This window comes from Streptomyces sp. NPDC030893 (assembly GCF_055571535.1).
On sequence record NZ_JBVIFC010000003.1, the window covers coordinates 204,767 to 228,843 of the forward strand.

Genomic DNA, 24,077 nt, shown 5'->3' on the forward strand with positions numbered 1-24,077 from the left:
CCTGACCAGCGCGGACGGCGGCTCCGCCCGCTCCGCGGACCCCCTCCCGCGCCGCGTCCGCGTGGGGTAGCTTTCACGGCGCCGTGCGGGACGACGACGTCGCGCGCGATCCGGGAGCCGAGGAGCGGGGAGTGGGTTTGCGCGAATTCACCAGCCCGTCACTGGCCCTGGAGCCCCCGGTGGGCGGCCTGGCCGACGTGGTCTTCCGGTACGCCGAGGAGGACCCGTCCCGCGTGGTGCTCGGCCGCAAGGACGACTCCGGGCGGTGGCGGGACGTGACCGGCGCCGAGTTCCGCGACGAGGTGCTCGCCCTCGCCAAGGGCCTGCTCGCGGGCGGGGTCCGGTTCGGCGACCGGGTCGCGATCATGTCCCGCACCCGCTACGAGTGGACGCTGTTCGACTTCGCGCTCTGGACCGTCGGCGCGCAGGTGGTGCCCGTCTATCCCACGTCGTCGGCCGACCAGTGCTTCTGGATGCTGCACGACGCCGAGGTGACGGCCGCGGTCGTGGAGCACGAGGACCACGCGATGACCATCGCCACCGTCATCGACCGGCTGCCCCGGATGCGCCGGCTGTGGCAGCTCGACGCCGGCGCGGTGCAGGAGCTGTACGACGCGGGCGCGCACCTCGACGACGAGGTGGTGCACCGGCACCGGAAGGCGGTCACGCCCGACTCGGTGGCGACGGTCATCTACACCTCGGGCACCACCGGCCGCCCCAAGGGCTGTGTGCTCACGCACGGCAACTTCATGTACGAGGCGGACACCGTCGTCGCTCGCTGGGAGCCGGTGTTTCGCTCCCGCAGGGGCGACGAGCCGTCGACGCTGCTGTTCCTGCCGCTCGCGCATGTCTTCGGGCGGATGGTGGAGGTCGCGGCGATCCGCGGCCGGGTGAAGTTCGGCCATCAGCCGCAGCTCCACGCGGCGGCCCTGATGCCGGATCTGGCCGCCTTCCGGCCGACGTTCATCCTGGCCGTGCCGTACATCTTCGAGAAGGTGTTCCACGCGGCGCGGCGCAAGGCCGAGCGCGAGGGCCGCGCGGGGCCGTTCGAGAAGGCCGTCGACGTGGCCGTCCGGTACGCGGACGCCATGGAGGCGAAGGCGTGGGGCAGCGGCCCCGGACCGTCCGCGGCGCTGCGGATGCAGCACCAGCTCTTCGACCGGCTCGTCTACTCCAAGCTCCGCGCGGCGATGGGCGGCAGGATCCGGCACGCCATGTCGGGCGGTTCGGCGATGGACCGCCGGCTCGGGCTGTTCTTCGCGGGCGCCGGTGTGCACGTCTACGAGGGGTACGGGCTCACCGAGTCGACCGCGGCGGCCGTCGCCAACCCGCCCGAACGCACCCGCTACGGCACCGTCGGCCGGCCCGTCCCCGGCGTCACCGTGCACATCGCGGAGGACGGCGAGATCTGGCTGCACGGCGACAACGTCTTCGAGGGCTACCTCAACAACGCCGAGGCCACCGGCGAGACCCTGCACGACGGCTGGCTGGCCACCGGGGACCTCGGAAGCCTGGACGAGGACGGCTACCTGACCATCACGGGGCGCAAGAAGGAGATCCTGGTGACCTCCGGCGGCAAGAGCGTCTCGCCGGGGGTGCTGGAGGAGCGGGTGCGCGACCATCCGCTGGTCGGCCAGTGCATCGTGGTCGGCAACGACCGCCCGTACGTCGCCGCCCTGATCACCCTCGACCAGGAGGCCGTGGAGCACTGGCTGGCGATGCGCGGCAAGGCGCCGATGCCGCCGGCCGAGCTGGTGCACGACGCGGACCTGGAGACGGAGGTGCGGCGCGGGGTGGTCGCGGCCAACACCCTGGTCTCCCAGGCCGAGTCGATCCGTACCTTCCGCATCCTGGCCCAGCCGTTCACCGAGGAGCACGGGCTGCTCACACCGTCGCTGAAGCTGAAGCGCAGGGCGATCGAAAAGGCGTACGGGGACGAGGTCGAGGCGCTCTACGGCGCGTGAATTCTCCGGTCAGGAATGCGCCACGGGCCGTGATCGTTGACGATGGGGTCAGCAACCGACCACAACCGAAGGATCGAGAGAGCTCGTGAGCAAGGTCCCCCCGATCATCCTGAACAACGGCGTCGAGATGCCCCAGCTGGGGTTCGGCGTCTGGCAGGTGCCGGACACGGAGGCCGAGACGGCCGTGGCGACGGCACTGGAGGCGGGCTACCGCAGCATCGACACCGCGGCGATCTACGGCAACGAGGAGGGCACCGGCCGGGCCCTCGCGCGTTCGGGCGTCCCCCGCGAGGACCTCTTCGTCACCACCAAGGTCTGGAACAGCGACCAGGGGTACGACTCCACCCTGCGGGCCTTCGACACGTCCCTGGCGAAGCTCGGTCTCGACCACGTCGACCTGTACCTCATCCACTGGCCGACGCCCGCCCGCGACCGGTACGTCGACACGTACAGGGCGCTCGAGAAGCTGTACGCCGACGGCCGGGTCCGTGCCGTCGGAGTCTCCAACTTCCTGCCGGAGCACCTGGAGCGTCTGATCGCCGAGACGTCGGTCGTCCCGGCGGTCAACCAGATCGAGCTGCACCCGCATCTGCAGCAGCGGGCCGTGCGCGAGTACCACGCCGAGCAGGGCATCGCCACGGAGGCGTGGTCGCCGCTCGGTTCCGGCAAGGGCATCCTGGAGATCCCGGCGATCGTGGCGATCGCGCAGAAGCACGGCCGGACGCCGGCCCAGGTGGTGCTGCGCTGGCACCTCCAGCTGGGCAACGTCGTCATCCCGAAGTCGGTGACGCCGTCCCGGATCGAGGAGAACATCGACGTGTTCGGGTTCAGCCTGGACGCCGAGGACCTCGCCGCGATCAGCGCGCTGAACGAGGACCGGCGACTGGGTCCGGACCCGGCGGAGTTCAACGGCGGCTGACGCCGGGCGCGTACGGCCGGCATCCGGCCCGTACCGCTGCCACCGGGCGCGTACGACGGCCTCCCCGCGGTGGGGAGGCCGTCGGCGGGTCCGGCTAGTTGGGCTGCCCGACGGGGCGTACGACCACGGTGTTGACGTCGACTCCGGCGGGCTGCCCCATGGCCCACACGATGGAGTCGGCGATCTGGTCGGCGGTGAGCAGACGGCCGGGCGGGAGGCTGCCGTGGGCGTCCCAGAACGGGGTGTCCACGCGGCCCGGCGCGATCAGGGTGACGCCGACGCCCCAGTCGGTGACCTGCCGCCGGGTGTTCTCGGCGAGCCCGGTCACCGCGTACTTGGTCGCGCCGTAGAGGTTGCCGGGCGTGGGCACGAACCCGGCGACGCTGCCGACCAGCACGATCCTTCCGCGGGTCTCCTTCAGCGCGTCGACGGACGCCCTGATCAGCAGGGCGGGCCCGAGGACGTTGGTCAGCACCATCTCGGTCCACCCCGCGGGATCGCCCTCGGCGACCGAGTCACCGGTGGCGAAGCCCGCGTTGGCGACGACGGTGTCCAGCCGGCCGAACTCCGTCAGCACGGTGTCGACCGCCGACCGCACGTCGTCGTACACCGCCGTGCTTCCGGGGATCGTCAACAGGTCCTCCGGCTCGCCGAGTTCCTTCGCGAAGCCGCGCAGCCGTTCCGCGCTCCGCCCGGTGACGGCCACCCGCTGCCCCTGCTCCAGCAGCCGCCGTGCGACGGCCGCGCCGATGCCGCTGCTGCCACCGGTGACGAGTGCGACCCGGGATTCTCCGGTCATGGACACCCCCTGTGTGTCGTTGGGTGCCGGGCAGTCCATCACTTGGAGAGCTCTCGAAGTCAAGCCGTCACACGGGCCGTACCGCCGAGTGGACGGTGTGGGCGGCCAGGACGAACACGTCCGGGCGGTGGTGCACGCTCGCGGTGTCGTCGGGGTCGAGGAGGCGGTCGAGGGTGGCGCGGTCGTCGGCGTCCAGGTCCTCGGCGAGGACGTCCCGGGTGCGGGTGAGGGCGGTGACCACGTAGGCGCGGGCGCGGTCCGTGGCCGGGGCGGGGAGGTCGAGCAGGAAGGTGCGCGAGCGGGTGTGGTGCAGGCCGGCCGAGGTCAGCAGGGCGGGCCAGTCCTCGACGGCCGGCACCGAGCCCGGCAGTTCGGCCCGCATCCGGCTGAACCGGTCCTCCTGCACCGCGTCGATGCGCGCCTGGAGTCCCGGCCGGCCGAAACCGATGTCGCGGGGCAGGAACCGGGCCGGCAGTCCGCCCTCCAGCACGGCCAGGGTGCCGCCCGGCGCCAGCCGCTCGGCGCAGCCGGCGAGCGCGGCGCGCTGGTCGCCCAGGTGGTGGATGCTGCGGCTGGCCCACAGCAGGTCGGCCGGGTAGTCCAGTTCGCCGAGCACCTCGGGGAGTTCACCGGCGAGGGTGCCGAAACGGTCGGCCGCGCCCTGGCGTTCCGCCCGTGCGCGGGCCCGCTCCAGCAGTTCCTCGGAGCCGTCGACGGCCATCACCCGTGCGCCGGGGAAGGTCTCGGCGAACAGGCATGCGATGACGCCGGGACCGCTGCCGGCGTCCACGATCAGTCCCGGTTCGGTCACCTCCTTCGCCAGCCAGTTCAGGGCGCGCTCGTACAGCGGGGCGAGCAGTTCCGCCTCCGCTTCGAGCAGGGGGGCCATCTCGGCCCAGTCGATGTCGTCGTGGTCGTGGCCGTGGCCGTGGCCGTGCTGGTGACCGTGGCCGTGGCCGTGCCGGGGTTCGTGGTCGTGGTGCGCCATGGGGGTCAGCCTCTCCGCTCGGATGCCGCCAGCCTGCGACGACGCACCGGGGAGGGGCAATCGATGTTGCCGCTTCCGCAAAGACCCGCCCGTCGGGGCGGGGGGGGTGCGGCGGTGCGCCGGGGCCGGACCTGGCCGGCCCGGTCCCGGCGTACCGCGGTCAGCCCGTCACGGCAGCGGCGGGTAGGCGTTCTTCATCAGCTCCTGGAACTGGGCGGAGAACCAGTGCCCGGAGACGGGGGCGTCGGGCAGCGCCCCCGACATGTTGCCGTTGTTGCGCGGGTTACCGGTGTACGTGGGGTCGCACATCCGGTCGAAGCCCTTGCCCTCGTCGTTGTCGATGGGCTCGCTCGACCCGTCGGACTCGCCCGGGGGCTTCATCCACACGTAGGCGTCGATCCCGGCCTCCGGGGAGGCCTGGGGCCGCTCGCCGAGGCCCGCGCCCGACTGGTTGCACCAGTTGCCGAGGTGGATCCGGCGGTCGTAGCGGCCGCCGTCGACGTAGGTGTCCACGCTGGTGGTGGCGCCGGGTCCGGTGGGCCGCTCGGTGCCGCCCCAGCCGTTGCGGGAGGTGTCGATCAGCATGCCGATGTCCGAGTCGAAGCCGATCGAGACCAGTTCCCCGCGCAGTGCCTGGGCGTAGGAGAGCTCGTCGGTGTAGCGGTTCCAGTCGACCCACTTCGACTCGCGCACCGACTTGCCGGCCACGTTGTCGCCGATGGAGAAGTTCTCCTCCTTCAGGGCGCTGTAGTTGGCCGTGTTGGCGATGAAGCCGTGCACGTCGGCGACGGTGGCGCCCTCGGCGTTCGCGGCCTGCCGGAACAGTTCCGCGGAGGCGCCGAAGTTGTCGTCCCAGCCCAGCCAGCCGTGGTGGCCGGCGTCCACGTAGTTGTAGACGTTGGGCGCGTCGCCGAGCTTGTTCAGGGCGTAGCCGACGCCCTTCACGTAGTTGCCGTTGGCCTTCATGACGTCGCAGTTCTCCGTGGCGGTGGGCCTCGGGGTGACGTTGGTGACCAGGTTGGGCAGGGAGTCGATCTCGACCGTGGTGACGATCCGCAGGCCGGCGTACTTCGGGTCGGAGAGGATCTCCGCGATCGGGTCGATGTACTCGCTCTTGTAGCGGTCGATCTCCGTCGGGCCGAGCTCGCCGTTGGAGGCGAGGGCGGCGCAGTCGCGGCCGGGCAGGTTGTAGATGACGACCTGGAAGACGAGTTCGCCGGAGCCCTTCTGCTCCAGTGCCTCGTCGAGGTGGTCGCGCAGGCCCATCTTGCCGTTGGCGCCGCTGATGGCCGCGATGCGGTCCATCCAGACACCGGTGGGCTGGTCGGCGATGCGGTCGCCGCCCGGCTCGGCGGCGGCGTTCGCGGACCACTCGGGGTTCACGTACACCTGGGCGCCGTCGTAGGGGTTGTCGACCCGCTCCCCCTCGGGCGGGTCGGTCGGGTCGGGCGGATCGGTCGGGCCGCCGGAGTCGACGTTGCAGGTGACGCCGTCGAGGGTGAAGGTGGCGGGGACCGCGTTGCTGCCGCTGTAGGTGCCCTGGAAGCCGAAGGTGGCCGAACCTCCGGTGGCGAGCGTCCCGTTGTAGGACTCGTTGGCGGCGGTGACGTTCGCGCCGGACTGGGTGACCTTGGCGTTCCAGCCGCTGGTGACCCTCTGGTTGCCGGCGTAGGACCACTTCACCGTCCACGACGACTTCGCGGCACCGTTGTTGGTGACCTTCACGGACGCGGTGAATCCGGTGTCCCACTGGTTCTGCACCTGGTAGTCCACGGTGCAGGGGACGGCGGCCGCGCCGACGTCGCCGGGGGCGGCGGCGATCGCCGTTCCGGTGGCGCCTGCGACCAGCGCCGTGGCGGCGAGGAGCGCGGTTCTGGTGCGACTCATGGTGCGGGTTTCCTATCCGTAGGGGGCTGTCCTTCAGGGGCGCGCGCAGACGATCGCGCGGCCTGGTGCCTTACGGGTGGGGATGCCGTCCGGGCCGGCCGGGACGGGCCGGTGAGGCCGCCGGGGATGTTTCCGGGCAGCACGGACGACACACGGATCCCACGGGAGAGCGACCCCGCGTCAGGTGCTCCACAGGTGCACGGGGGTGGCTAAAAGTACTGAACGCGGGGGGTGGCGCATCGAGCGTCTCCTTGCAGCTCGGACGCGTCGTGACGGACGCGTCGACTGATGGAAGCGCTCCCACTGGTGCTCTTGAAGCTAGCGTCAAGTGACGGCGAAGAACAGAGGGTGTGCCGACTTTCGCCCGACTCTCGCCGTCGAATCTTTTCGATTCTCCACAAGGCTTGACCGCCCACCACCCCGTCTCCACTATGGGAGCGCTCCCACTGGTTCAAGGCTTGTCATGTCCGAGTCGCAGGAGGAACCAGCACATGCATCCCCCACCCAGGAGACGCAGCGGCGTCCGGCGATGGTCAACGGCCGCCGCGGCGGCTCTGGCACTCCCGCTGACGATGCTCTCGACCGGCTCGACCCCCGCTCAGGCGGCCGCCGTGCAGTGCAGCGTCGACTACAGAACGAACGACTGGGGCTCCGGATTCACCGCCGAGCTGACCCTCACCAACCGCGGTGCGGACCCCATCGACGGCTGGACCCTGACGTACGGCTACACGGGCAACCAGAAGCTGGTGAACGGCTGGAACGGCAGCTGGTCGCAGTCCGGCTCGACCGTGACCGTGAAGAACGCCGGGTACAACGCCCGGATCGCCGCCGGCGCCGCCGTCACGACCGGCGGCCAGTTCACCTACAGCGGCGGCAACGCCGCCCCCACGTCCTTCGCCGTCAACGGCACCACCTGCGCCGGGGCGCACCAGCCGCCGATCACCGTGCTGACCAGCCCGCAGGCCGGCGCCGTCTACACGCGGGGCGAGACGGTCCCGCTCGCGGCCACCGCCGCGGCGGCCGACGACGCCACGATCACCGAGGTGGAGTTCTACGACGACACCGAGCTGCTGGGCACCGACACCAGCGCCCCCTTCACCCTGTCGGTCGCCGGCTTGACCGTGGGCAGTCATTCACTGGTGGCGAAGGCGTACGACAGCTTGGGCGCCTCCGCGAGTTCCACGCCGGTCGGGATCACGGTCGCCTCGGGGCCCGCCGTGGTCGCCTCCCCGTCCCAACTCGGCGTCCAGCAGGGCGAGTCGGGCACCTACGAGGTGAAGCTGTCCAAGCAGCCGAGCACCAACGTGACCGTCACGACGGCACGGGCGAGCGGCAACTCGGGCCTGTCGGTCTCCGCCGGCGCCTCGCTCACCTTCACCCCGGCGAACTGGAACACCGCGCAGACGGTGACGATCACCGCCGACGACTCCGGCAGCGGCACGGCCGTCTTCGAGTCCTCCGCGCCCGGCCACGCCGAGGCGGCGGTCACGGTGACGCAGCTGGGCGCGTCGAAGACGTACGACGCGCGCTTCCTGGAGCTGTACGGGAAGATCACCGACCCGGCCAACGGCTACTTCTCCCCCGAGGGCATCCCGTACCACTCGGTGGAGACGCTGATCGTCGAGGCGCCGGACCACGGTCACGAGACGACCTCGGAGGCGTACAGCTATCTGATCTGGCTCCAGGCGATGTACGGCAAGGTCACCGGTGACTGGTCGAGGTTCAACGAGGCCTGGGGGATCATGGAGCGGTACATGATCCCGACCCGTGCCGACCAGCCCACCAACTCCTTCTACAACGCCTCGAAGCCGGCCACCTACGCGCCCGAGCACGACACCCCGGACGAGTACCCCTCGCAGCTCGACACCGGTGTCTCGGTCGGCCCCGACCCGATCGCCGCCGAGCTGAAGAGCGCGTACGGCACGGACGACGTGTACGGCATGCACTGGATCCAGGACGTCGACAACGTGTACGGCTACGGCAACTCGCCCGGCAAGTGCGAGGCGGGCCCGGCGGACACCGGGCCGTCGTACATCAACACCTTCCAGCGCGGTCCGCAGGAGTCGGTGTGGGAGACCGTCCCGCAGCCCACCTGCGACGCCTTCGAGTACGGCGGGACCAACGGCTATCTGGACCTGTTCACGAAGGACGCGTCCTACGCCGAGCAGTGGAAGTTCACCAACGCGCCGGACGCCGACGCCCGCGCGGTGCAGGCCGCCTACTGGGCGGACCTGTGGGCGAAGGACCAGGGCAAGGGTTCCCAGGTGTCCGCGACCGTCGCCAAGGCCGCGAAGATGGGCGACTACCTGCGCTACGCCATGTTCGACAAGTACTTCAAGAAGATCGGCGACTGCACCAGCCCGTCGTGCCCGGCCGGCACCGGCAAGGACGCCTCGCACTACCTGCTCTCCTGGTACTACGCCTGGGGCGGCGCGACCGACTCCTCGGCGGGCTGGGCCTGGCGCATCGGCTCCAGCCACGCGCACGGCGGCTACCAGAACCCGCTCGCCGCGTACGCGCTGAGCGAGTACGCGCCGCTGAAGCCGAAGTCGGCGACGGGCGCGGCGGACTGGGGCAAGTCGATGCAGCGGCAACTGGAGTTCTACCGCTGGCTGCAGTCCGACGAGGGGGCCATCGCGGGCGGCGCGACCAACAGCTGGGCGGGCCGGTACGCCGCCCCGCCGGCGGGCACGCCGACCTTCTACGGCATGCACTACGACGAGAAGCCGGTCTACCACGACCCGCCGTCGAACCAGTGGTTCGGCTTCCAGGCGTGGTCGATGGAGCGGGTGGCCGAGCTGTACCAGCAGACCGGCAACGCGCTCGCCAAGACGGTCCTCGACAAGTGGGTGGACTGGGCGCTGTCCGAGACCACGGTCAACCCTGACGGCACCTTCCTGATGCCGTCGACGCTGCGGTGGTCGGGCAAGCCCGACACCTGGAACGCGTCGTCCCCCGGCGCCAACGGCGGTCTGCACGTCACGGTCGCGGACTACACCAATGACGTCGGAGTGGCGGCGGCCTACGCCAAGACGCTGACGTACTACGCCGACCGCTCCGGTGACACGGAGGCGGCGGCCACGGCGAAGGCGCTGCTGGACGGCATGTGGGAGAACAACCAGGACGCGCTCGGCATCGCCGTTCCGGAGACCCGCGCCGACTACAACCGCTTCGACGACCCGGTGTACGTCCCCAGCGGCTGGAGCGGCACCATGCCGAACGGCGACACGATCGACTCGTCGTCGACGTTCGCGTCGATCCGGTCCTTCTACCAGGACGACCCCGCCTGGTCGAAGATCGAGAGCTACCTCGAGGGCGGCGCCGCGCCGACCTTCACGTACCACCGGTTCTGGGCCCAGGCCGACATCGCCCTGGCCATGGGCTCGTACGCGGAGCTGCTCGAATAGCCCCCGCGAAGCGCTCCGCGGGTCGGGCGGTTCTCCGGCTGCGGGCCGGTCGCGCAGTGCGCGGTGGGTACCGCTTCGTCCCGGTGGCGCTTGACGGCTCCGTGTACACGGCCCCGTCACAGGACGACGGGACCACCGACCGGGCGGCCCCACCCACGCGGGGGGCCGCCCGGTCCGCTTCGAGGGACACCGGCCCGGCCCGCTGAACCCCGCCCGTGGACAATGGTCACTCCACCCCACCGGCGACAGTGAGGAATCCCCAGGTGTCCGGCCGGATCATCTTCCTGAACGGCACGTCGAGTTCGGGAAAGTCCAGCATCGCGCAAGAACTGCTGCGCGTGCTGGACGAGCCGTACTTCCACATGCCCGTGGACTCCTTCCACGCCATGCGTTCACGCCGGCCGATCGCCCCGGACGACCTCCCCGACGTACTGCACCGCACGTGGCGGGGGTTCCACCGGGCGGTCGCCGGCATGGCCGCGGCGGGCAACAACGTGATCGTCGACCACGTACTGAGTGAGGAGTGGCGCCTGCGGGACTGTCTGGAGCTGTTCCCCGCCCCGGACGTCGTCCTGGTGGGAGTGCGCTGCTCGCTGGAGGAACTGCGCCGGCGCGAGCAGGCGCGGGGCGACCGCCCCGCCGGTCTCGCGGCCCGGCAGTTCGAGCAGGTCCACTCCCACGGCGTGTACGACATCGAATGCGACACGACGACGGCCGACGCGGCGGAGTGTGCCCGGCGGATCCGTGGTTTCCTGGCACGGCGGCCGGTTCCCACCGCGTTCGAGAGGCTTCGGGGCGGGATGGCGGAGGCCGGCCGGTGAGCGGGGCATCGCGTCGCTTGGCACTGCTCGGGGGTGGTTTCTCCACCGACGGTGACGGGCTGCTGGACGACTGGGTGCTCGGGCATGCGCGGAGGGCGCGGCCCAGGGTGTGCTTCGTGCCCACGGCCAGTGGGGACGCCCCCGCCTACGCCGAGAAGTTCCTGACCGCGTTCGGGGAGCGGGACTGCGAGCCGTCCGTACTGTCCTTGTTCCGGCGGGAGTCGGACGACGAGGCGTTGCGGGACTTCCTGCTCGCCCAGGACGTCGTGTACGTCGGGGGCGGCAACACCGCCAACCTGCTGGCGGTCTGGCGGGTGCACGGGGTGGACCGGCTGATGCGGGAGGCGTACGAGGGCGGGACGCTGATGTGCGGGATCAGTGCGGGCGCCAACTGCTGGGCCGAGGGGTCGCACACCGACTCCTTCGGTCCGTTGACGTATCTGCCCGACGGGCTGGGGCTGTTGGCGGGCTCGGTGTGTCCGCACTACGACAGTGAGCCCGGCCGCCGGGACTCCTACCGGGCGGCCGTCGCGGGCGGCAGGCTGCCCGCCGGGTGGGCCGTGGAGGACGGGGTGGGTGCCCTGTTCACGGACGGCCGGCTCACGGAAGCGGTGACGCGGACGCCGGGGGCGCGTCTGCACCGGGTGGAGGCGGGCAGGGGCGCCGACGCCGTCGAACAGGCGGTGGCGTGCCGTTCGCTCGGACGGTGACGTCCCCGGGTCCGGCCCTCAGGCGCCGGCGAGTGGCGGCCTGCGGTACGCCCGGAGGGTGAACACCGGGTCGGGGCGGGGGCGTTCCTGGTCGGGCAGCGCGGCCAGGCGGGCGGCGAAGGTTTCGGCGAGAGGCTGCCCGGGAGGCAGGGTGACGAACCAGCCGCGCCGCAGGTCCGCGACGGTGCGCCGGGGGCTGCGCCCCTGACCGTGTCCCCGGAAGCGGGCCTCCCCCGCCGGGAGCAGGCCGTGCGCCGTGGCACTGGCGTCGACGGCGGCGGAGGCGTCGGACACCGGGCTGGGCGGGCGGGCGGCGAGGACCGCGTCGATGTCGCTGCCGACGTTGTGGGAGGCGCCCTTGTCGACGGTGGTGACGTACACCCCGCCGGGCCGCAGCACACGGGCGCACTCGCCGACCACCTCCCGTACGCCCTCGGGGCCGGACACGAGGTGCAGCAGCCACACGCTGACCACGGCGTCGAACCGGGCGTCGCCGAAGGGCAGCCGGCGGCTGTCCGCGCGAACCACGGCGCCCGGCAGCCGGGCCGCGGCCCGGCGCGTCATCGACGGGGCCAGGTCGACACCCGTGACCCGCAGACCGGGGCGGGCGGCCGGGAACCGCCGGGTCACGATGCCGGTGCCGCAGGCCACGTCCAGCAGGTCCCGCGCACCGCCCGGTACGAGGCTCAGCACGGCCTCGGCGGCGGCCGCCGCCCGGGGCTCACCGCCGCGCAGGACGTCGTACCGTTCCGCTTCCTCGTCGTAGTCCAGCACGCGCCTCAGTGTGCACCGTGTCCGGGCGCCAGGTCCTCCACCCTGCGGGCGAGATCGAAGTCCTTGGCGGTGACGGTGCCACCCGCGCTGTGGGTGTGCACGGACAGGGACACGGTGTCGTAGCCGAGGGTGAGGTCGGAGTGGTGGTCCAGCTCCTCCTGCACCTGGGCGATGTGGACGACCATCGCGGTCGCCGCGAAGTGCGAGCCGAGCCGGTAGGAGCGGCTGAGGCGGCCCTCGTCGAGGGACCAGCCCGGCAGCTCCGCCAGCCGGTCCTCGATCTCCTTCTGCGACAGCGGTTCGACGGGCATGGGCTGCGCTCCTTCGCCGGGTCCGGTTCTCCTGCGGGACTCCCAGGCTGCCACAGGAGGGCCCCCGGGGCCCTGGTCACGGGGGCGTGGCTCCCCGGTTCGGCCGCTTCTCGACTACCGTCCTGTCATGACCACAGTCCCGTCCCGAGCCGCCTCCGCCGACGGCGTGGGCCCGCTGCTGCGCGCCTGGCGGGAGCAGCGGCGGGTCAGCCAGCTGGAGCTGGCCCTGCGCGCCGACTCCTCCGCGCGGCACATCAGCTTCATCGAGACCGGCCGCTCCCGGCCCAGCGAGGAGATGGTGCTGCGGCTGGCCGAGCGGCTGGACGTGCCGATGCGGGAGCGCAACGCGCTGCTGCTGGCGGCCGGTTACGCGCCCCGGTTCCCGCACACCCCGCTGGACGATCCTGCGCTGGACGCGCTGCGGGACGGCATCGAGCGGCTGATCGGCGGCTTCGAGCCGTACCCGGCGCTGGTGGTGGACGCGATGTACGACGTGGTGGCGGCCAACCGCGGGGTCATGATGCTGTTCGACGGGGTGCCCGAGTCGCTGCTGACGCCGCCGCTGAACGCGGTGCGGCTGACCCTGCACCCGCGGGGGCTGGCGCCGCGGATCGTGAATCTGCGGGAGTGGCGAGGCCATCTGCTGGAGCAGATGCGCCGGCACATCGCGCTGCGCCGCTCCGCACCGCTGCGGGAACTGTACGAGGAGGTCTCGGCCTATCCGGTCCCGGACACCGGCGGGCGGTCCCCGAAGGAACCGGAGGAAGCCGAGGAGCCGGTGGCGTACTTCGCGCTGCCGTTGGTCGTCGAGCACGAGGGGCGCAGGCTGTCCTTCGTGTCGTCGATCTCGACCTTCAACACACCGATGGACGTGACCGTCGCCGAGCTGGCCGTGGAGACGCTGCTCCCGGCGGATCCGGCGACGGCCAAGTACCTTCAGTCCTGGTTGAGTTGACGCTCCCTCAGGGCGGTGTGCTGGAGTACGGCGAACCCCGCCACGGTCAGCGCCTGCAGGACCGTCCACACGGCGCCCGCCGTGGTCGGGGTGAGCCACAGCGCGAGGGCGGCGAGACTGAGCGCCGTCCAGGCGAGGTTGGCCTCGACGACGATCCGTACACCGGCCGCCGGCGGATGCGGCCGGGCGGCCAGCAGGCCCACGCCGGCCGCGTACACCGCGAGGAACGCGCCGAGCGCGAGCAGGAGGCCCTGGCCGGCGCCGAGGAAGCGTCCGAGCGGGCCGGAGAGAGCGAGGTAGGCGAGCGCGTTGGCGCCGGTCACCGCGGCGTCGAGGGCGAGGAAGCGGCGCAGCATCCGCTGCGGCTCCACGGTCCGGGCGAGCACGGCGAGCTGGGGCGCGGACATGATGAATCATCCTCCGTCGGGTTCGGGTCGGGGCGGTTGGTGCCGGGGCCCGGGCCGGAGTGCGCCGGCCCGGGACCCGGTGCGTCCACGATCCCGCGGAGGCCGGGCCGGGTCGATTACCCGCCGGGTAATGAGGCGTGGGGAGCATCGAAACAGGGCGGTTTCCCGCGGCTCGTGAGAGTGTCGGAGGAACATGACAGACTGAGCGCATGCCCGGGCGCGTTGGGGAGGCGTGGCGTTGAGTGAGCGGCGGGCCGCACCGACCGTGGGCCAGGTGGTTCTGGGAAGGCGGCTGTACGAGCTGCGGGAGGCCGCCGGCCTCTCGCGGGAGGAGGCGGCCCGGATCCTGCGGGTGGCTCCGGCGACCGTGCGGCGGATGGAGAACGCCGAGGTCGCGCTGAAGATTCCGTACGTCCAGCTGCTGCTGACCGCGTACGGGGTGCCCGACAGCGAGTCCGTGGCCTTCGTGGAGCTCGCCGAGGAGGCGAACCGGCCGGGCTGGTGGCAGCGGTACCACGACGTGCTGCCCGAGTGGTTCAGCCTGTACGTGAGTCTGGAGGGCGCCGCCCGGATCATCCGCTCCTACGAACCGCACTTCGTGCCGGGGCTGCTGCAGACGGAGGACTACGCGCGCGCCGTCATGGAGGCCGGCACGATCGGCACCGCGGGAACGGAGGCCGTCGAGCGGCATGTGTCGCTGCGCATGGAGCGCCAGCGGCTGCTGGAGCGGGCCGACCCGCCGCACCTGTGGGTGCTGATGGAGGAGACGGTGCTGCGGCGCCCGGTCGGCGTCGACGGCCGGGTGATGCGCGACCAGCTCGACAAGCTGCTCGAATACTCCGAGCGGGACCGGATCACCCTGCAGGTCGCCGAGTTCGCCGACGGGCCGCACCCGGGCACGTACGCGCCGTTCTCCCTGTTCCGCTTCGCCGAGCCGGAGCTGCCGGACATGGTGTTCACCGAGTATCTGACCGGGGCGCTGTATCTGGACTCCCGCAAGGAGGTCTCGGTGCACCTGGAGGTGCTGGACCACATGACGGCGCGGGCGGCCTCGACCCAGCGCACCGAGAAACTGCTGCGGGAGTGCCGCGAGCACTACTGAGACAGGGCGCGGACGGGTCTCAGGCCGCGCCGTCCCGGCGCCCGCCGCTGTCGCCGGTGTCCCTGTCGTCGTCCACGATCTCCGCGTCGACGACGCCCTCCTCCTCCTGCGGTGCGGTGTCCTGTTCGGTGCCCCCGGTGGGCGGCGGGGACTGCGCGTACATCGCCTGGCCCATCTTCTGGCTCACCGCGGCGAGCTTCTCCACCCCGGTGCGCAGCTCGGCCGTGTCGGTGGCCTCCCGCTCCAGCAGCTGCTTCAGCTCCGCGACGGCCGACTCGACCTCCGACTTGGTGTCGCCGGGCACCCGGTCGCCGTTCTCCGCCAGGAACCTCTCGGTCTGGTAGACGAGTTGCTCGGCCTGGTTGCGGGTCTCGGCGGTCTCACGGCGCCTGCGGTCCTCCTCCGCGTACTCCTCCGCCTCCCGCATCATCCGGTCGATGTCGTCCTTGGGCAGCGCGGAGCCGCCGGTGACGGTCATCTTCTGCTCACGGCCGGTGGCGAGGTCCTTGGCGGAGACGTGCATGATGCCGTTGGCGTCGATGTCGAAGGCCACCTCGATCTGCGGGATGCCGCGCGGGGCCGGCGGCAGGCCGGTGAGGTCGAAGACGCCGAGCTTCTTGTTGTACGCGGCGATCTCGCGTTCGCCCTGGTAGACCTGGATGCCGACCGAGGGCTGGTTGTCGACGGCGGTGGTGAAGATCTCCGAACGGCGGGTGGGAATCGTGGTGTTGCGCTCGATCAGCTTGGTCATGATGCCGCCCTTGGTCTCGATGCCCAGGGACAGCGGGGTGACGTCGAGCAGCAGGACGTCCTTGACGTCGCCGCGGATGACACCGGCCTGGAGCGCGGCGCCGAGGGCCACGACCTCGTCGGGGTTGACGCCCTTGTGCGGCTCCTTGCCGGTGAGTTCACGGACCAGGTCGGTGACGGCGGGCATCCGGGTGGAGCCGCCGACGAGGATGACGTGGTCGACCGCGGAGAGCTTCACACCGGCGTCCTTGACGGCCTGGTGGAAGGGCTTCTTGCAGCGCTCCAGCAGATCCTCGGTGAGTTCCTGGAACTGGGCGCGGGTGAGCTTCTCGTCGAGGTGGAGGGGGCCTTCGGCGGAGGCGGTGATGTAGGGCAGGTTGATGGTGGTCTCGGTCGACGACGACAGCTCGATCTTCGCCTTCTCGGCGGCCTCCCGCAGCCGCTGCACCGCCATCCTGTCCTGGGCCAGGTCGACGCCGTACTGCCCCTTGAAGCGTTTGGCGAGGTACTCGACGACGCGCTGGTCCCAGTCGTCGCCGCCGAGGTGGGTGTCGCCGTTGGTGGCCTTCACCTCGATGACGCCCTCGCCCATGTCGAGCAGCGACACGTCGAAGGTGCCGCCGCCCAGGTCGAACACGAGGACGGTCTGGTCGTTCTCCTTGTCCAGGCCGTACGCCAGGGCCGCCGCCGTGGGCTCGTTGATGATCCGCAGCACCTTGAGGCCGGCGATCTCCCCGGCCTCCTTGGTGGCCTGCCGCTGCGTGTCGTCGAAGTACGCCGGTACGGTGATGACGGCGTCGGTGACGTCCTCGCCGAGGTACGACTCGGCGTCCCGGCGCAGTTTCTGCAGCACCCGGGCGGACAGTTCCTGCGCCGTGTAGCGCGTACCGTCGACGGAGCCGTGTTCGGGGAAGCGCCACTGGGCGTCGCCCATGTACCGCTTGACCGAGCGGGCGGTGCGGTCGACGTTGGTCACCGCCTGCCGTTTGGCGACCTCGCCGACGAGCACCTCGCCGTTCTTGGCGAAGGCCACCACCGAGGGCGTGGTGCGCGCGCCCTCCGCGTTGGCGATGACGGTGGGCTCACCGCCCTCCAGCACGGCCACCACCGAGTTCGTGGTTCCCAGGTCGATTCCGACGGCACGTCCCATCGCTGTCCCCTTCCGCCAGGGCACCTCTGTGGACTTTCGGCTCTTCCAGCACAAAACTTGAGCGCCCTGTTGTCAATGGTTTGAACGGGTGGTCGTCAACGAGGGGTGCGGGCGCCGGTGTGCCCGCGCAGTTCCACGGCGCGGCGGGGACGGTCCGTGATCAGCACGTCCACGCGCGGGTCGCCGAGGAAGCCGCGCAGCGCCGCGTCCTCGTTGACGGTCCACACCATGGTGAACAGTCTGTTACGCGCGGCCTCGCGCAGCACGGTGGCGCGGGCCAGACGCTGGTGCACGGCTACCCCGTGGGCGCCGCAGGCACGCACCCGGCGCATGGGCAGCAGTTCGCTGATCCGGGTGGCCACCAGACGGCGCCGGCCGACGTCCTTGCCGTCGCGGCCGAGGGACAGCACGGTGCGGACGCGCGGGTGGGCGGCGGTGATGGCGGCGACGGACCGGTCCTCCAGGGTGGTGGCGACGCATCCGTCCGCGCCGAGCAGGGCGACCGCGCGGTCGATCAGCTCCCGCTCGTGGCCGGTCTCCTTCAGGTCCAGATGGGCGACGAGCCTCCCCGCGACCAGCTCCATCACCTCCTCCACGGCCGGCACGGGGTGTCCGGCGCGCGCGTTCAGCTCGGCGTGGGTCAGCGTGGACAGCGGCGGGCCGGTGCCGGCCGCCCGGGGGTCGTGGTGGACGACGAAGACGCCGTCGGCGGTGCGCCGGACGTCGAGCTCGACGTACTCCGCGCCGGAGGCGAGGGCGTCCTCGTACGCCTCCCAGGTGGCCGGGGCGGCGCGCTCGGAGCCTCCCCGGTGGGCGGAGACGGCGGGGCGTGGCGTCATGGTGGTCGGCTCCCGGAGGGGGACGTGCCGCAGGCCGCCCCGGGTGGAGCGGCCTGCGGTGGCTCGACGGGGTGTGCCGGTCAGGCGAGCTTCGCCGTCAGGGTGATGTCGGTGCCCTTGAGCGCCTGGCTGACCGGGCAGTTCACCTTGGCGTCCTCGGCGGCGGCGAGGAATCCGGCCTCGTCCAGGCCGGGGACGGTGCCCTCGACGGTGAGATGGATGCCGGTGATGCCCTCACCGGGCACGAAAGTGACGTCGGCGGAGGTGGTCAGCTTGGTCGGCGGGTTGCCGGCCTTGTCGAGACCGTTGGACAGGGCCATGGAGAAGCAGCTGGAGTGCGCGGCGGCGATCAGCTCCTCGGGGCTGGTCCTCCCGTTCGCCTCCTCGGCACGCGACGCCCAGGTGACCGGCTGCTCGGCGATGCTGCCGGAGGAGTCGAAGGCGACGACCCCGCTGCCCTTGAAGAGACTGCCTTCCCAAACGGTGTGTGCGGAGCGCGTGGCTGCCATGACGCATCCTTTCGAAAATGTCCGGCCGTGTGTCCGGCGGTGCTCGGTCCGGGTGCCCGGATCACCGGGCACCCTCCCCCATCCGATCACATCACGGCTCAACTCACCCGGAAGACGGGCCCTCTCGCGGTGAACGGCAGCCGCGCGCCCTGCGGGATCAGGTACGCGTGCTCGCGCCGGACCCGCAGGACGTCGTCGCACCAGCCGTCGGTGATGACCAGGATCGGCGCGGTGGGCGGGAAGTCGTCGGCGCGCTGGAGGAGGTCGATGCCCGGCTGGAGCACGGTGCCGCCCCGGCCGTGCACCCGTACCCGGCCGGCGATGTCGGTGACCTGGACGTAGCCCGCGTCGTGCGGGGCCGCGTCGCAGAACACCACGCGGGCGGCCGGTACGTCACGGGCCCCGGCGTAGGAGGCGATGGCACCGAGCGCCTTGCCGAGCAGGACCCGGTCCATGGAGCCGGAGGTGTCCAGGACCACGCCGAAGGTGCAGCGGGCGATCTCCTCCGGCGGGAAATGGCGTCCCGCGCGGGGGATGTCCGGGGTGGACGCCTGGCGGCGGGCGGGACGCGCGTACGACCGCAGCGGTTCGGGACTCGGTACGAACTCGTCGAACCAGCGGGCGAGGCGGGCGTCCCAGGGCAGCGGTGGATGGCTGAGCGCGCGGATCTCCTGGACCAGGCCGACGGGCAGGAGGCCGCGCTCCTGCCGGTCGTGCAGGTCCAGGCCCTGGGCGAGACCGCGGCGGTAGAAGCCGTCGAGGTCGACGTAGTCGCAGGGAGGGCCGAGGGGGGCGCCGAGCAGGTCGCCGAGTCCCTTGCCGCGCAGGGTGGAGAAGCGCCTCAGGCGGCGCGGGTCGCCGGCGACGCGGTCGTAGACCTCCTCGGCGGACAGTCCGGCGAGCTCCTTGTCGTACAGCAGGCCCTCGGGCATGGTGCCGACCCGCATCTCCGCCAGCCAGCCGTTGACGACGTAGTCGCAGGCGACGTTGAACAGGAACGGGTCGCGGGCGCCGCAGCGGTCGCCGTGGCGCAGGGCGGCGTGCAGCATCTCGTGGGCGAGCACGAACCGCCATTCCTCGTCGTCGAGCCGGCGCAGCGGGTTGACGTAGATCTCGCCGGCCTCGGCGTTGACGGCGGCGACGGAGATGCCGTGGGCGCGGGCCAGTTCGGCGTCGGCGACCAGGGTGATGCCGGCGGCGATGCCGCCGAGCAGCGGGTAGGAGGAGACGAACCAGCCGAGCGCCCGCTCCCAGGGGCGGCGCGGGACGGGCTTGCCGTCCAGGCTGTCGAGGCGGCCGGCCGCCATGTCCATCGCGGCGGACACGGTGCGGGTGAGGGCGGTGGCGAACGCGAGCTGGTGGTCGGGCGGCTGCCCGTACCAGCCGTACCACTCCTGGAGGAACAGGTCCGCCTCGCCGCCCGCCGTGCCGCAGCGCTCGTACACCGCCGGGACGCCGTCCCGGCGCCAGCGGGCGGCGAGCCGCTCCTCGTCGCCGTCGGGGTAGGCGGCGGGAAGGTGGTCGGGGGTCCTGCCGACGGGGAAGCCGAGCAGGAAGCGGTTGACGACCACGCAGCGGGCGGCGAGTTCGCAGCGGTCCGGCTGTTCGCGGGTGCCCGCGGCGGCCGGGACGTGGCCGAAGCCGAGGTGGAGGACGGCGTGCGCGAGGGCCCACGCCCAGGCCTCCGGGTCGGCCATGCGGTCCGGGTGGGCGTGCAGGACGGCCTCGGAGTCCACGCGGACCAGCCCGTCGCGGGGCGCGAGCTCGCAGTTCTCCCGGCGGCAGACGTCGAACTCGACGGCGGCCAGCGCGGGGTTGGCCCGCATCAGCCGCAGTCCCGCGTCGAACGCCTCCTGTGCGAGGTCGCGCTTCTTCGGGCCCTTCGCGCGGGCGCGGTTCACCGGCGCGCCTCCACCAGCCGGGGCATGTCCCGGGCCGCCTCGACGAGGAACCAGGACGGCAGCACCGGGTTTCCGTCGCCGTCGGAGGCGATGACGGTCTGGGCGACCTCGACGGAGATCTCGGCGAGCTGCACCAGCAGCGCCTTGGCGCGGTAGGCGGTCTGCCGGCCGTTCGCCGACATGTGCTCCTTGCTCGCGGGGAGTTCCTTGACGAGGCGTCCGCGGAAGGACTCGGCGAGGTAGTAGAGCAGGTCGCGGTCCTCGAGGCGGTGCGGCCAGCGGGCCTCGCCCTTGATGACCGCGTCGATCCCGAAGCGGCTGCGCACGATCTTGACGTAGCCGCAGAAGGCGGTGGCGTGCGCGGGGGTGAGCGTGCCGTGGGCGAGGACCTTCAGGGTGTTCTCGTCGAGGTCGTGGCCGAAGGAGTGCAGCGCGTCGGAGAGCATGTGCCAGGAGCGGGGGGTGGAGAACGGCTCCTCGGTCTTCGGCGGCTTGGACCACAGGTGGTCCGGGCGGTCGGTGAGGTGGTCGGTGATCCACGGGTGGATGCCGTTGTTCCCCGCCCAGACCAGCCAGTCCCGGGCGGACACCTCGAGGTGGACGTGGGTGAGGCGGTTGACCAGCGCGGAGGCGATGGGGCGGGCGAGCGCGTTGTCGGTGGCGCGGTTGCCGGCGCCGATGACGATGGAGCCCTTGGGCAGCTCGTAGTCGCCGATCCGGCGGTCCAGGATCAGCGAGTAGAACGCCTTCTGCACATCGGGGGTGGCCGCGTTGAGCTCGTCCAGGAACAGGCAGTAGGGCTCGTCGCGGGCGATCGCCTCCGGCGGGCAGAACACCGAGCGGCCGTCGCGGATCTGCGGGACGCCGATCAGGTCCTCCGGGGCGAGCTGGGTGCCCAGCAGACTCACGCACTCCAGCCCCAGCGACTCGGCGAACTCCCTGACCAGGGAGGACTTTCCGATACCGGGCGCCCCCCAGAGGAACACCGGCCGCACGGTGGCCAGGCCGAGCAGCAGCTCGGGGACGCGGGAGGGGGTGACGGTGACGGCTGCCTGCACGCAGTGGCTCCAGAGGGTCGGGCGGGAGGTCGGACGGTGCGCGCCGGTCGCCGGCGTCGGGCCGGAGCACTCGGGCCGGGGCGGGCACCGGAACCAGTGAACTGTGCCCCACGGAGGCGGGGCAACGCGTTTTCCGCGGCGTCAGCCCCGCCGGGCACGGTCGAGCGTCTCGGGCACCCAGTCGTGGAACACCAGGCGCGGGAAGAGCCCGCCGCCGGTACGGAAGGGGAACGAGAAGCCGGGCGCCAGTGGCAGCTCCCGGTGGGCCACACGGACGTGGACCCGCGTGTCCGGGGCGAACCGGGGTGAACCGAAGGGGCCGATCCGGTTGATCCTCGCGTGGATCCGGTCGCCGTACACCAGGGCGGCGCAGCCGTGCTCCCGGGCCCTGGCCGCCGGGACGCCCCGCTCCCAGCGGTGGAACTCGTCGAGGTACCCGTACCCGGCCAGCTCCCGCAGGCCGGTCCGCTCCGTGCGGGCCCCGCCCCGGCCGTCGAGGACCACCATGAGCTGGGGGACGCCCCCGCGGCGGCTCCAGCGGTCGGGGAGGTCCGCGACGACGCGCTCCAGGACGCACAGGACGTCCGCGCGCACCGCCGGGTCCAGTTTCCGCAACTCGTCCAGGGTGTACGCGGCGGCCCGGTTCATCGGGCCATCGTGCGCGACGGCCCCCCGGCGCGGCAACGGCGGGGTCAGGCCGCGCGCTTGTGTCCCGCGGCTCCGGGCCGTTCCGCGTCGTCCGATTCCGTCAGCCAGCGGCGCAGCACCCGGTGGATCTGCTCGGCTCCGGCGAGTTCCGTGCCGTCGGCGACGGGCGGGGTCAGGGCGAGCGGGGACAGCAGGAAGGGGCGGGACTGGGCGCCGCCGAGGCCGCCGTGGGAGCCGATCTGCTCCTCGAACGCCAGCACCTCGCCGTCCGCCGGGTCGTGGAACGAGTTGACCATGATGTCGGCGGTGTGCGGGAACGTGTGGGTGCGGCGTACGACGTCGGCGGCGCCGGGGCCGAAGGCGGCCAGCGGACCGGGGTCGGCGTCCAGCTCGTCCAGGGGTATCTCCGCGCCGTACGCGCCGAGCACGACCCCGCCGTGGCGTTCGCTGCGGACGAGGAGGAAGCCGATGCCGGGGTGGTTGGCGAGGGTCGCCAGCAGGGCGGGGTGCCGGGCGTCGATCTCCTCCTTGGTCATCCGGTGCGGCACGTCCGGGAAGGAGACCAGGCCCAGGTTGCCGGAGGCGAGCACGATCGGCTCCGAGCCGCGGGAGGGGCGGTAGTGCTCGATGCCCTCCTCGACGGGGATGCGCAGCGCGGCCCGGACCGCCGCGCGGGCCTCGGCGCCGCTGTGGGTGCGCCGGGCGCGGCGCGGCACGGGCAGTCCGCAGCCGGCCCGCACCAGGTCGCCGAGGGTGAGGCCGTAGCGGGAGCGGAAGGTCTCGCCGGGGCTCTGCCCGTGGTCGGAGAGGACGACGATGCGGTAGGGGCGGGGGGCGTGCTCGGCGACGTTCTCGATCAGGGCGAGGGAGCGGTCGAGGCGCTGGAGGACCTTCTCGGTGTCGCGGCCGGTGGGCCCGGAGTGGTGGGCGACCTCGTCGTAGGCCACCAGGTCGGCGTAGACGGCGGTGCGGCCGGCCAGCAGGTCGCCCATGACGGCGGCGACGACCACGTCCCGTTCGACGACGGTCGCGAAGGCCCGTACGAACGGGTAGAGCCCGCCGCGCGAGACGCGCGGGCGCTGTTTGCGCAGCCGCGCCCGGGTGGACTGGCCGATCTCCCGGCCCACCTCGGCGGCGAAGGACAGGGCGGTGCGCACCGCGTTGGCGGGGTCGGAGAAGTACGCGAAGTAGCCCGCGCGGGAGCGGGCCGCGGGATTCCGCCGGCGGGTGGCGATGGACAGCACCAGCGCCTGCTCGTCGGCGCCTCCGCTGAACAGGTTGCCGCGGCTGGCGCCGTCCCTGGCGAGCAGTCCGGCGTGCCCCGCGTACTCGATGGCGCGGGCCTGGAGCTCGGCGGCGCTGGTGGGCCGGTTGCAGACCATGACCTCGCGGCGGGCCTTCTCGTACCAGCGGAAGGCGGGGACGTCGTGGTTGCTGCCGTGCAGGATGCCGAGCTGGCTGGCACCGGTCTGGCTGGACCAGTCGGTGCGCCAGGGAGTGAGGCGGTGCGTGGGGTGGTCGCCGTCGGTGCCCGTGCCGAGCCAGCGGGCGACGGTCGGCATCAGGCCCTTGTCCACGGCGTCGAGGAGCACCTCGTGGCCGACGCCGTCGAGCTGGAGGAAGACCGTGCCGGGGGTGGCCGGGCAGGGCGGGGTGGAGCGCCGTCTGCGGTGGGCGAGCCGGTAGAGGCGGCGGCGGTAGGCGTCGTCGTCGCGTACGGCGAGGGCGGCGCCCGTGGCCGAGGCGACGGCGGACATGACCGCGGCGACCACGACCGCCGTCTCCGGCGCGGCCGCACCCCGTTCGACGGGGTTGACGTACAGGGCCACCCAGAGCAGGGCGCCGTTGAGGAAGAACACCAGCAGGCCGAGGACGAGCGCCGGTACGAGCAGCAGCAGCCGCACCAGCAGTGGCCAGACCAGGGCGGACAGCAGACCGAAGGCGCCGGCGCCGAGGGCGGCGGTGACCGCGATGTCGGTGGCGCTGTCGCCGTCGGCCGAGCGCAGCCGGAAGTCCGGGAGGATCCCCGCGAGCAGCAGCATGGTGAGCGTGGAGACCGCCCACACGGTCACGCTCCGCCCGATCTGACTGGCGATCCGTCGCCACCGCCCGCCGCCCACGCCCCGCACACCTCACCGTCCCGGCCGGTCCCGGCCTCCGTCCACCCTGTCACAACGG

20 protein-coding genes are annotated in these 24,077 nt (G+C 72.2%); 7 read left to right on the forward strand and 13 right to left on the reverse strand.

Annotated elements, in window-relative coordinates; translation table 11 throughout:
* The first annotated feature begins 137 nt into the window (after nt 1-137).
* Nucleotides 138-1,964, forward strand: a complete 1,827-nt coding sequence (locus tag ACZ434_RS08575; protein WP_468453688.1) for an AMP-dependent synthetase/ligase — start codon at nt 138-140, stop codon at nt 1,962-1,964.
* Between the two features lie 127 nt (nt 1,965-2,091).
* A complete protein-coding gene (locus tag ACZ434_RS08580; protein WP_468453690.1) occupies nt 2,092-2,883 on the forward strand; it encodes an aldo/keto reductase in 792 nt (263 codons plus the stop codon).
* Between the two features lie 94 nt (nt 2,884-2,977).
* Here the strand turns inward: ACZ434_RS08580 and ACZ434_RS08585 are convergent, their stop codons facing one another.
* The 3 genes from ACZ434_RS08585 to ACZ434_RS08595 all read right to left on the reverse strand — a co-directional run bounded on the left by ACZ434_RS08585 (nt 2,978) and on the right by ACZ434_RS08595 (nt 6,557).
* Entirely contained in the window at nt 2,978-3,682 is a 705-nt protein-coding gene (locus ACZ434_RS08585) for an SDR family oxidoreductase (RefSeq protein ID WP_468453237.1), read from the reverse strand.
* 67 nt (nt 3,683-3,749) lie between these two features.
* Nucleotides 3,750-4,670: a class I SAM-dependent methyltransferase gene (locus ACZ434_RS08590; RefSeq protein WP_468453239.1), complete on the reverse strand. Its 921-nt coding sequence runs from the start codon at nt 4,668-4,670 to the stop codon at nt 3,750-3,752.
* A gap of 168 nt (nt 4,671-4,838) precedes the next feature.
* The gene (locus ACZ434_RS08595) at nt 4,839-6,557 is read right to left on the reverse strand and encodes a glycoside hydrolase family 6 protein (protein ID WP_468453241.1); all 1,719 of its coding nucleotides are present in this window, start codon (nt 6,555-6,557) and stop codon (nt 4,839-4,841) included.
* A gap of 491 nt (nt 6,558-7,048) precedes the next feature.
* Between ACZ434_RS08595 and ACZ434_RS08600 the strand changes: the two genes are divergently transcribed.
* The 3 genes from ACZ434_RS08600 (at nt 7,049) to ACZ434_RS08610 (ending at nt 11,495) form a co-directional block, all read left to right on the forward strand.
* On the forward strand, nt 7,049-9,964 hold the full coding sequence (locus tag ACZ434_RS08600) for a glycoside hydrolase family 48 protein (RefSeq protein ID WP_468453243.1): 2,916 nt from the start codon (nt 7,049-7,051) through the stop codon (nt 9,962-9,964).
* Between the two features lie 263 nt (nt 9,965-10,227).
* Entirely contained in the window at nt 10,228-10,785 is a 558-nt protein-coding gene (locus ACZ434_RS08605) for a chloramphenicol phosphotransferase CPT family protein (RefSeq protein WP_468453245.1), read from the forward strand.
* A 17-nt stretch (nt 10,786-10,802) separates the two neighbouring features.
* On the forward strand, nt 10,803-11,495 hold the full coding sequence (locus ACZ434_RS08610) for a Type 1 glutamine amidotransferase-like domain-containing protein (protein WP_468453247.1): 693 nt from the start codon (nt 10,803-10,805) through the stop codon (nt 11,493-11,495).
* Nucleotides 11,496-11,513: 18 nt separating this feature from the next.
* Here the strand turns inward: ACZ434_RS08610 and ACZ434_RS08615 are convergent, their stop codons facing one another.
* Nucleotides 11,514-12,269: a class I SAM-dependent methyltransferase gene (locus ACZ434_RS08615; RefSeq protein WP_468453249.1), complete on the reverse strand. Its 756-nt coding sequence runs from the start codon at nt 12,267-12,269 to the stop codon at nt 11,514-11,516.
* Between the two features lie 5 nt (nt 12,270-12,274).
* Entirely contained in the window at nt 12,275-12,580 is a 306-nt protein-coding gene (locus tag ACZ434_RS08620; protein ID WP_468453251.1) for a 4a-hydroxytetrahydrobiopterin dehydratase, read from the reverse strand.
* Nucleotides 12,581-12,707: 127 nt separating this feature from the next.
* Between ACZ434_RS08620 and ACZ434_RS08625 the strand changes: the two genes are divergently transcribed.
* On the forward strand, nt 12,708-13,535 hold the full coding sequence (locus tag ACZ434_RS08625) for a helix-turn-helix domain-containing protein (RefSeq protein WP_468453253.1): 828 nt from the start codon (nt 12,708-12,710) through the stop codon (nt 13,533-13,535).
* Here the strand turns inward: ACZ434_RS08625 and ACZ434_RS08630 are convergent.
* Entirely contained in the window at nt 13,517-13,942 is a 426-nt protein-coding gene (locus tag ACZ434_RS08630; RefSeq protein ID WP_468453255.1) for a hypothetical protein, read from the reverse strand. The two genes, ACZ434_RS08625 and ACZ434_RS08630, sit on opposite strands and share 19 nt — an antisense overlap.
* Nucleotides 13,943-14,180: 238 nt before the next feature.
* Between ACZ434_RS08630 and ACZ434_RS08635 the strand changes: the two genes are divergently transcribed.
* Nucleotides 14,181-15,044, forward strand: coding sequence for a helix-turn-helix domain-containing protein (locus ACZ434_RS08635; RefSeq protein ID WP_468453257.1), 864 nt, complete (start codon nt 14,181-14,183; stop codon nt 15,042-15,044).
* 19 nt (nt 15,045-15,063) lie between these two features.
* Here ACZ434_RS08635 and dnaK read toward each other — a convergent pair whose 3' ends face one another.
* From dnaK to ACZ434_RS08670, 7 genes are all read right to left on the reverse strand, one after another.
* Nucleotides 15,064-16,944, reverse strand: a complete 1,881-nt coding sequence (dnaK, locus tag ACZ434_RS08640; RefSeq protein ID WP_468453259.1) for a molecular chaperone DnaK — start codon at nt 16,942-16,944, stop codon at nt 15,064-15,066.
* Between the two features lie 95 nt (nt 16,945-17,039).
* Entirely contained in the window at nt 17,040-17,783 is a 744-nt protein-coding gene (locus ACZ434_RS08645) for a glycerophosphodiester phosphodiesterase family protein (protein WP_468453261.1), read from the reverse strand.
* An 80-nt stretch (nt 17,784-17,863) separates the two neighbouring features.
* Nucleotides 17,864-18,292 (reverse strand): OsmC family protein, encoded by a 429-nt coding sequence (locus tag ACZ434_RS08650; RefSeq protein WP_468453263.1) that lies wholly within the window; start codon nt 18,290-18,292, stop codon nt 17,864-17,866.
* Between the two features lie 98 nt (nt 18,293-18,390).
* Nucleotides 18,391-20,193, reverse strand: coding sequence for a vWA domain-containing protein (locus ACZ434_RS08655; RefSeq protein WP_468453266.1), 1,803 nt, complete (start codon nt 20,191-20,193; stop codon nt 18,391-18,393).
* Nucleotides 20,190-21,251: an ATP-binding protein gene (locus ACZ434_RS08660; protein ID WP_468453268.1), complete on the reverse strand. Its 1,062-nt coding sequence runs from the start codon at nt 21,249-21,251 to the stop codon at nt 20,190-20,192. Before ACZ434_RS08660 ends, ACZ434_RS08655 begins: the two co-directional genes overlap by 4 nt.
* Before the next feature lie 141 nt (nt 21,252-21,392).
* Nucleotides 21,393-21,899, reverse strand: coding sequence for a hypothetical protein (locus tag ACZ434_RS08665; protein ID WP_468453270.1), 507 nt, complete (start codon nt 21,897-21,899; stop codon nt 21,393-21,395).
* Between the two features lie 44 nt (nt 21,900-21,943).
* Nucleotides 21,944-24,028, reverse strand: coding sequence for a phage holin family protein (locus tag ACZ434_RS08670; RefSeq protein ID WP_468453272.1), 2,085 nt, complete (start codon nt 24,026-24,028; stop codon nt 21,944-21,946).
* Nucleotides 24,029-24,077 lie beyond the last annotated feature (49 nt).

Excerpts from the sequence above, each read along its gene's own strand:
- dnaK (WP_468453259.1), bottom strand. The coding sequence starts at position 16,944 with ATGGGACGTGCCGTCGGAATCGACCTGGGAACCACGAACTCGGTGGTG.
- ACZ434_RS08625 (WP_468453253.1), top strand. The coding sequence starts at position 12,708 with ATGACCACAGTCCCGTCCCGAGCCGCCTCCGCCGACGGCGTGGGCCCG.
- ACZ434_RS08630 (WP_468453255.1), bottom strand. The coding sequence starts at position 13,942 with ATGTCCGCGCCCCAGCTCGCCGTGCTCGCCCGGACCGTGGAGCCGCAG.
- ACZ434_RS08665 (WP_468453270.1), bottom strand. The coding sequence starts at position 21,899 with ATGAACCGGGCCGCCGCGTACACCCTGGACGAGTTGCGGAAACTGGAC.
- ACZ434_RS08590 (WP_468453239.1), bottom strand. The coding sequence starts at position 4,670 with ATGGCGCACCACGACCACGAACCCCGGCACGGCCACGGCCACGGTCAC.
- ACZ434_RS08650 (WP_468453263.1), bottom strand. The coding sequence starts at position 18,292 with ATGGCAGCCACGCGCTCCGCACACACCGTTTGGGAAGGCAGTCTCTTC.
- ACZ434_RS08645 (WP_468453261.1), bottom strand. The coding sequence starts at position 17,783 with ATGACGCCACGCCCCGCCGTCTCCGCCCACCGGGGAGGCTCCGAGCGC.
- ACZ434_RS08595 (WP_468453241.1), bottom strand. The coding sequence starts at position 6,557 with ATGAGTCGCACCAGAACCGCGCTCCTCGCCGCCACGGCGCTGGTCGCA.
- ACZ434_RS08620 (WP_468453251.1), bottom strand. The coding sequence starts at position 12,580 with ATGCCCGTCGAACCGCTGTCGCAGAAGGAGATCGAGGACCGGCTGGCG.
- ACZ434_RS08585 (WP_468453237.1), bottom strand. The coding sequence starts at position 3,682 with ATGACCGGAGAATCCCGGGTCGCACTCGTCACCGGTGGCAGCAGCGGC.
- ACZ434_RS08580 (WP_468453690.1), top strand. The coding sequence starts at position 2,092 with ATGCCCCAGCTGGGGTTCGGCGTCTGGCAGGTGCCGGACACGGAGGCC.
- ACZ434_RS08600 (WP_468453243.1), top strand. The coding sequence starts at position 7,049 with ATGCATCCCCCACCCAGGAGACGCAGCGGCGTCCGGCGATGGTCAACG.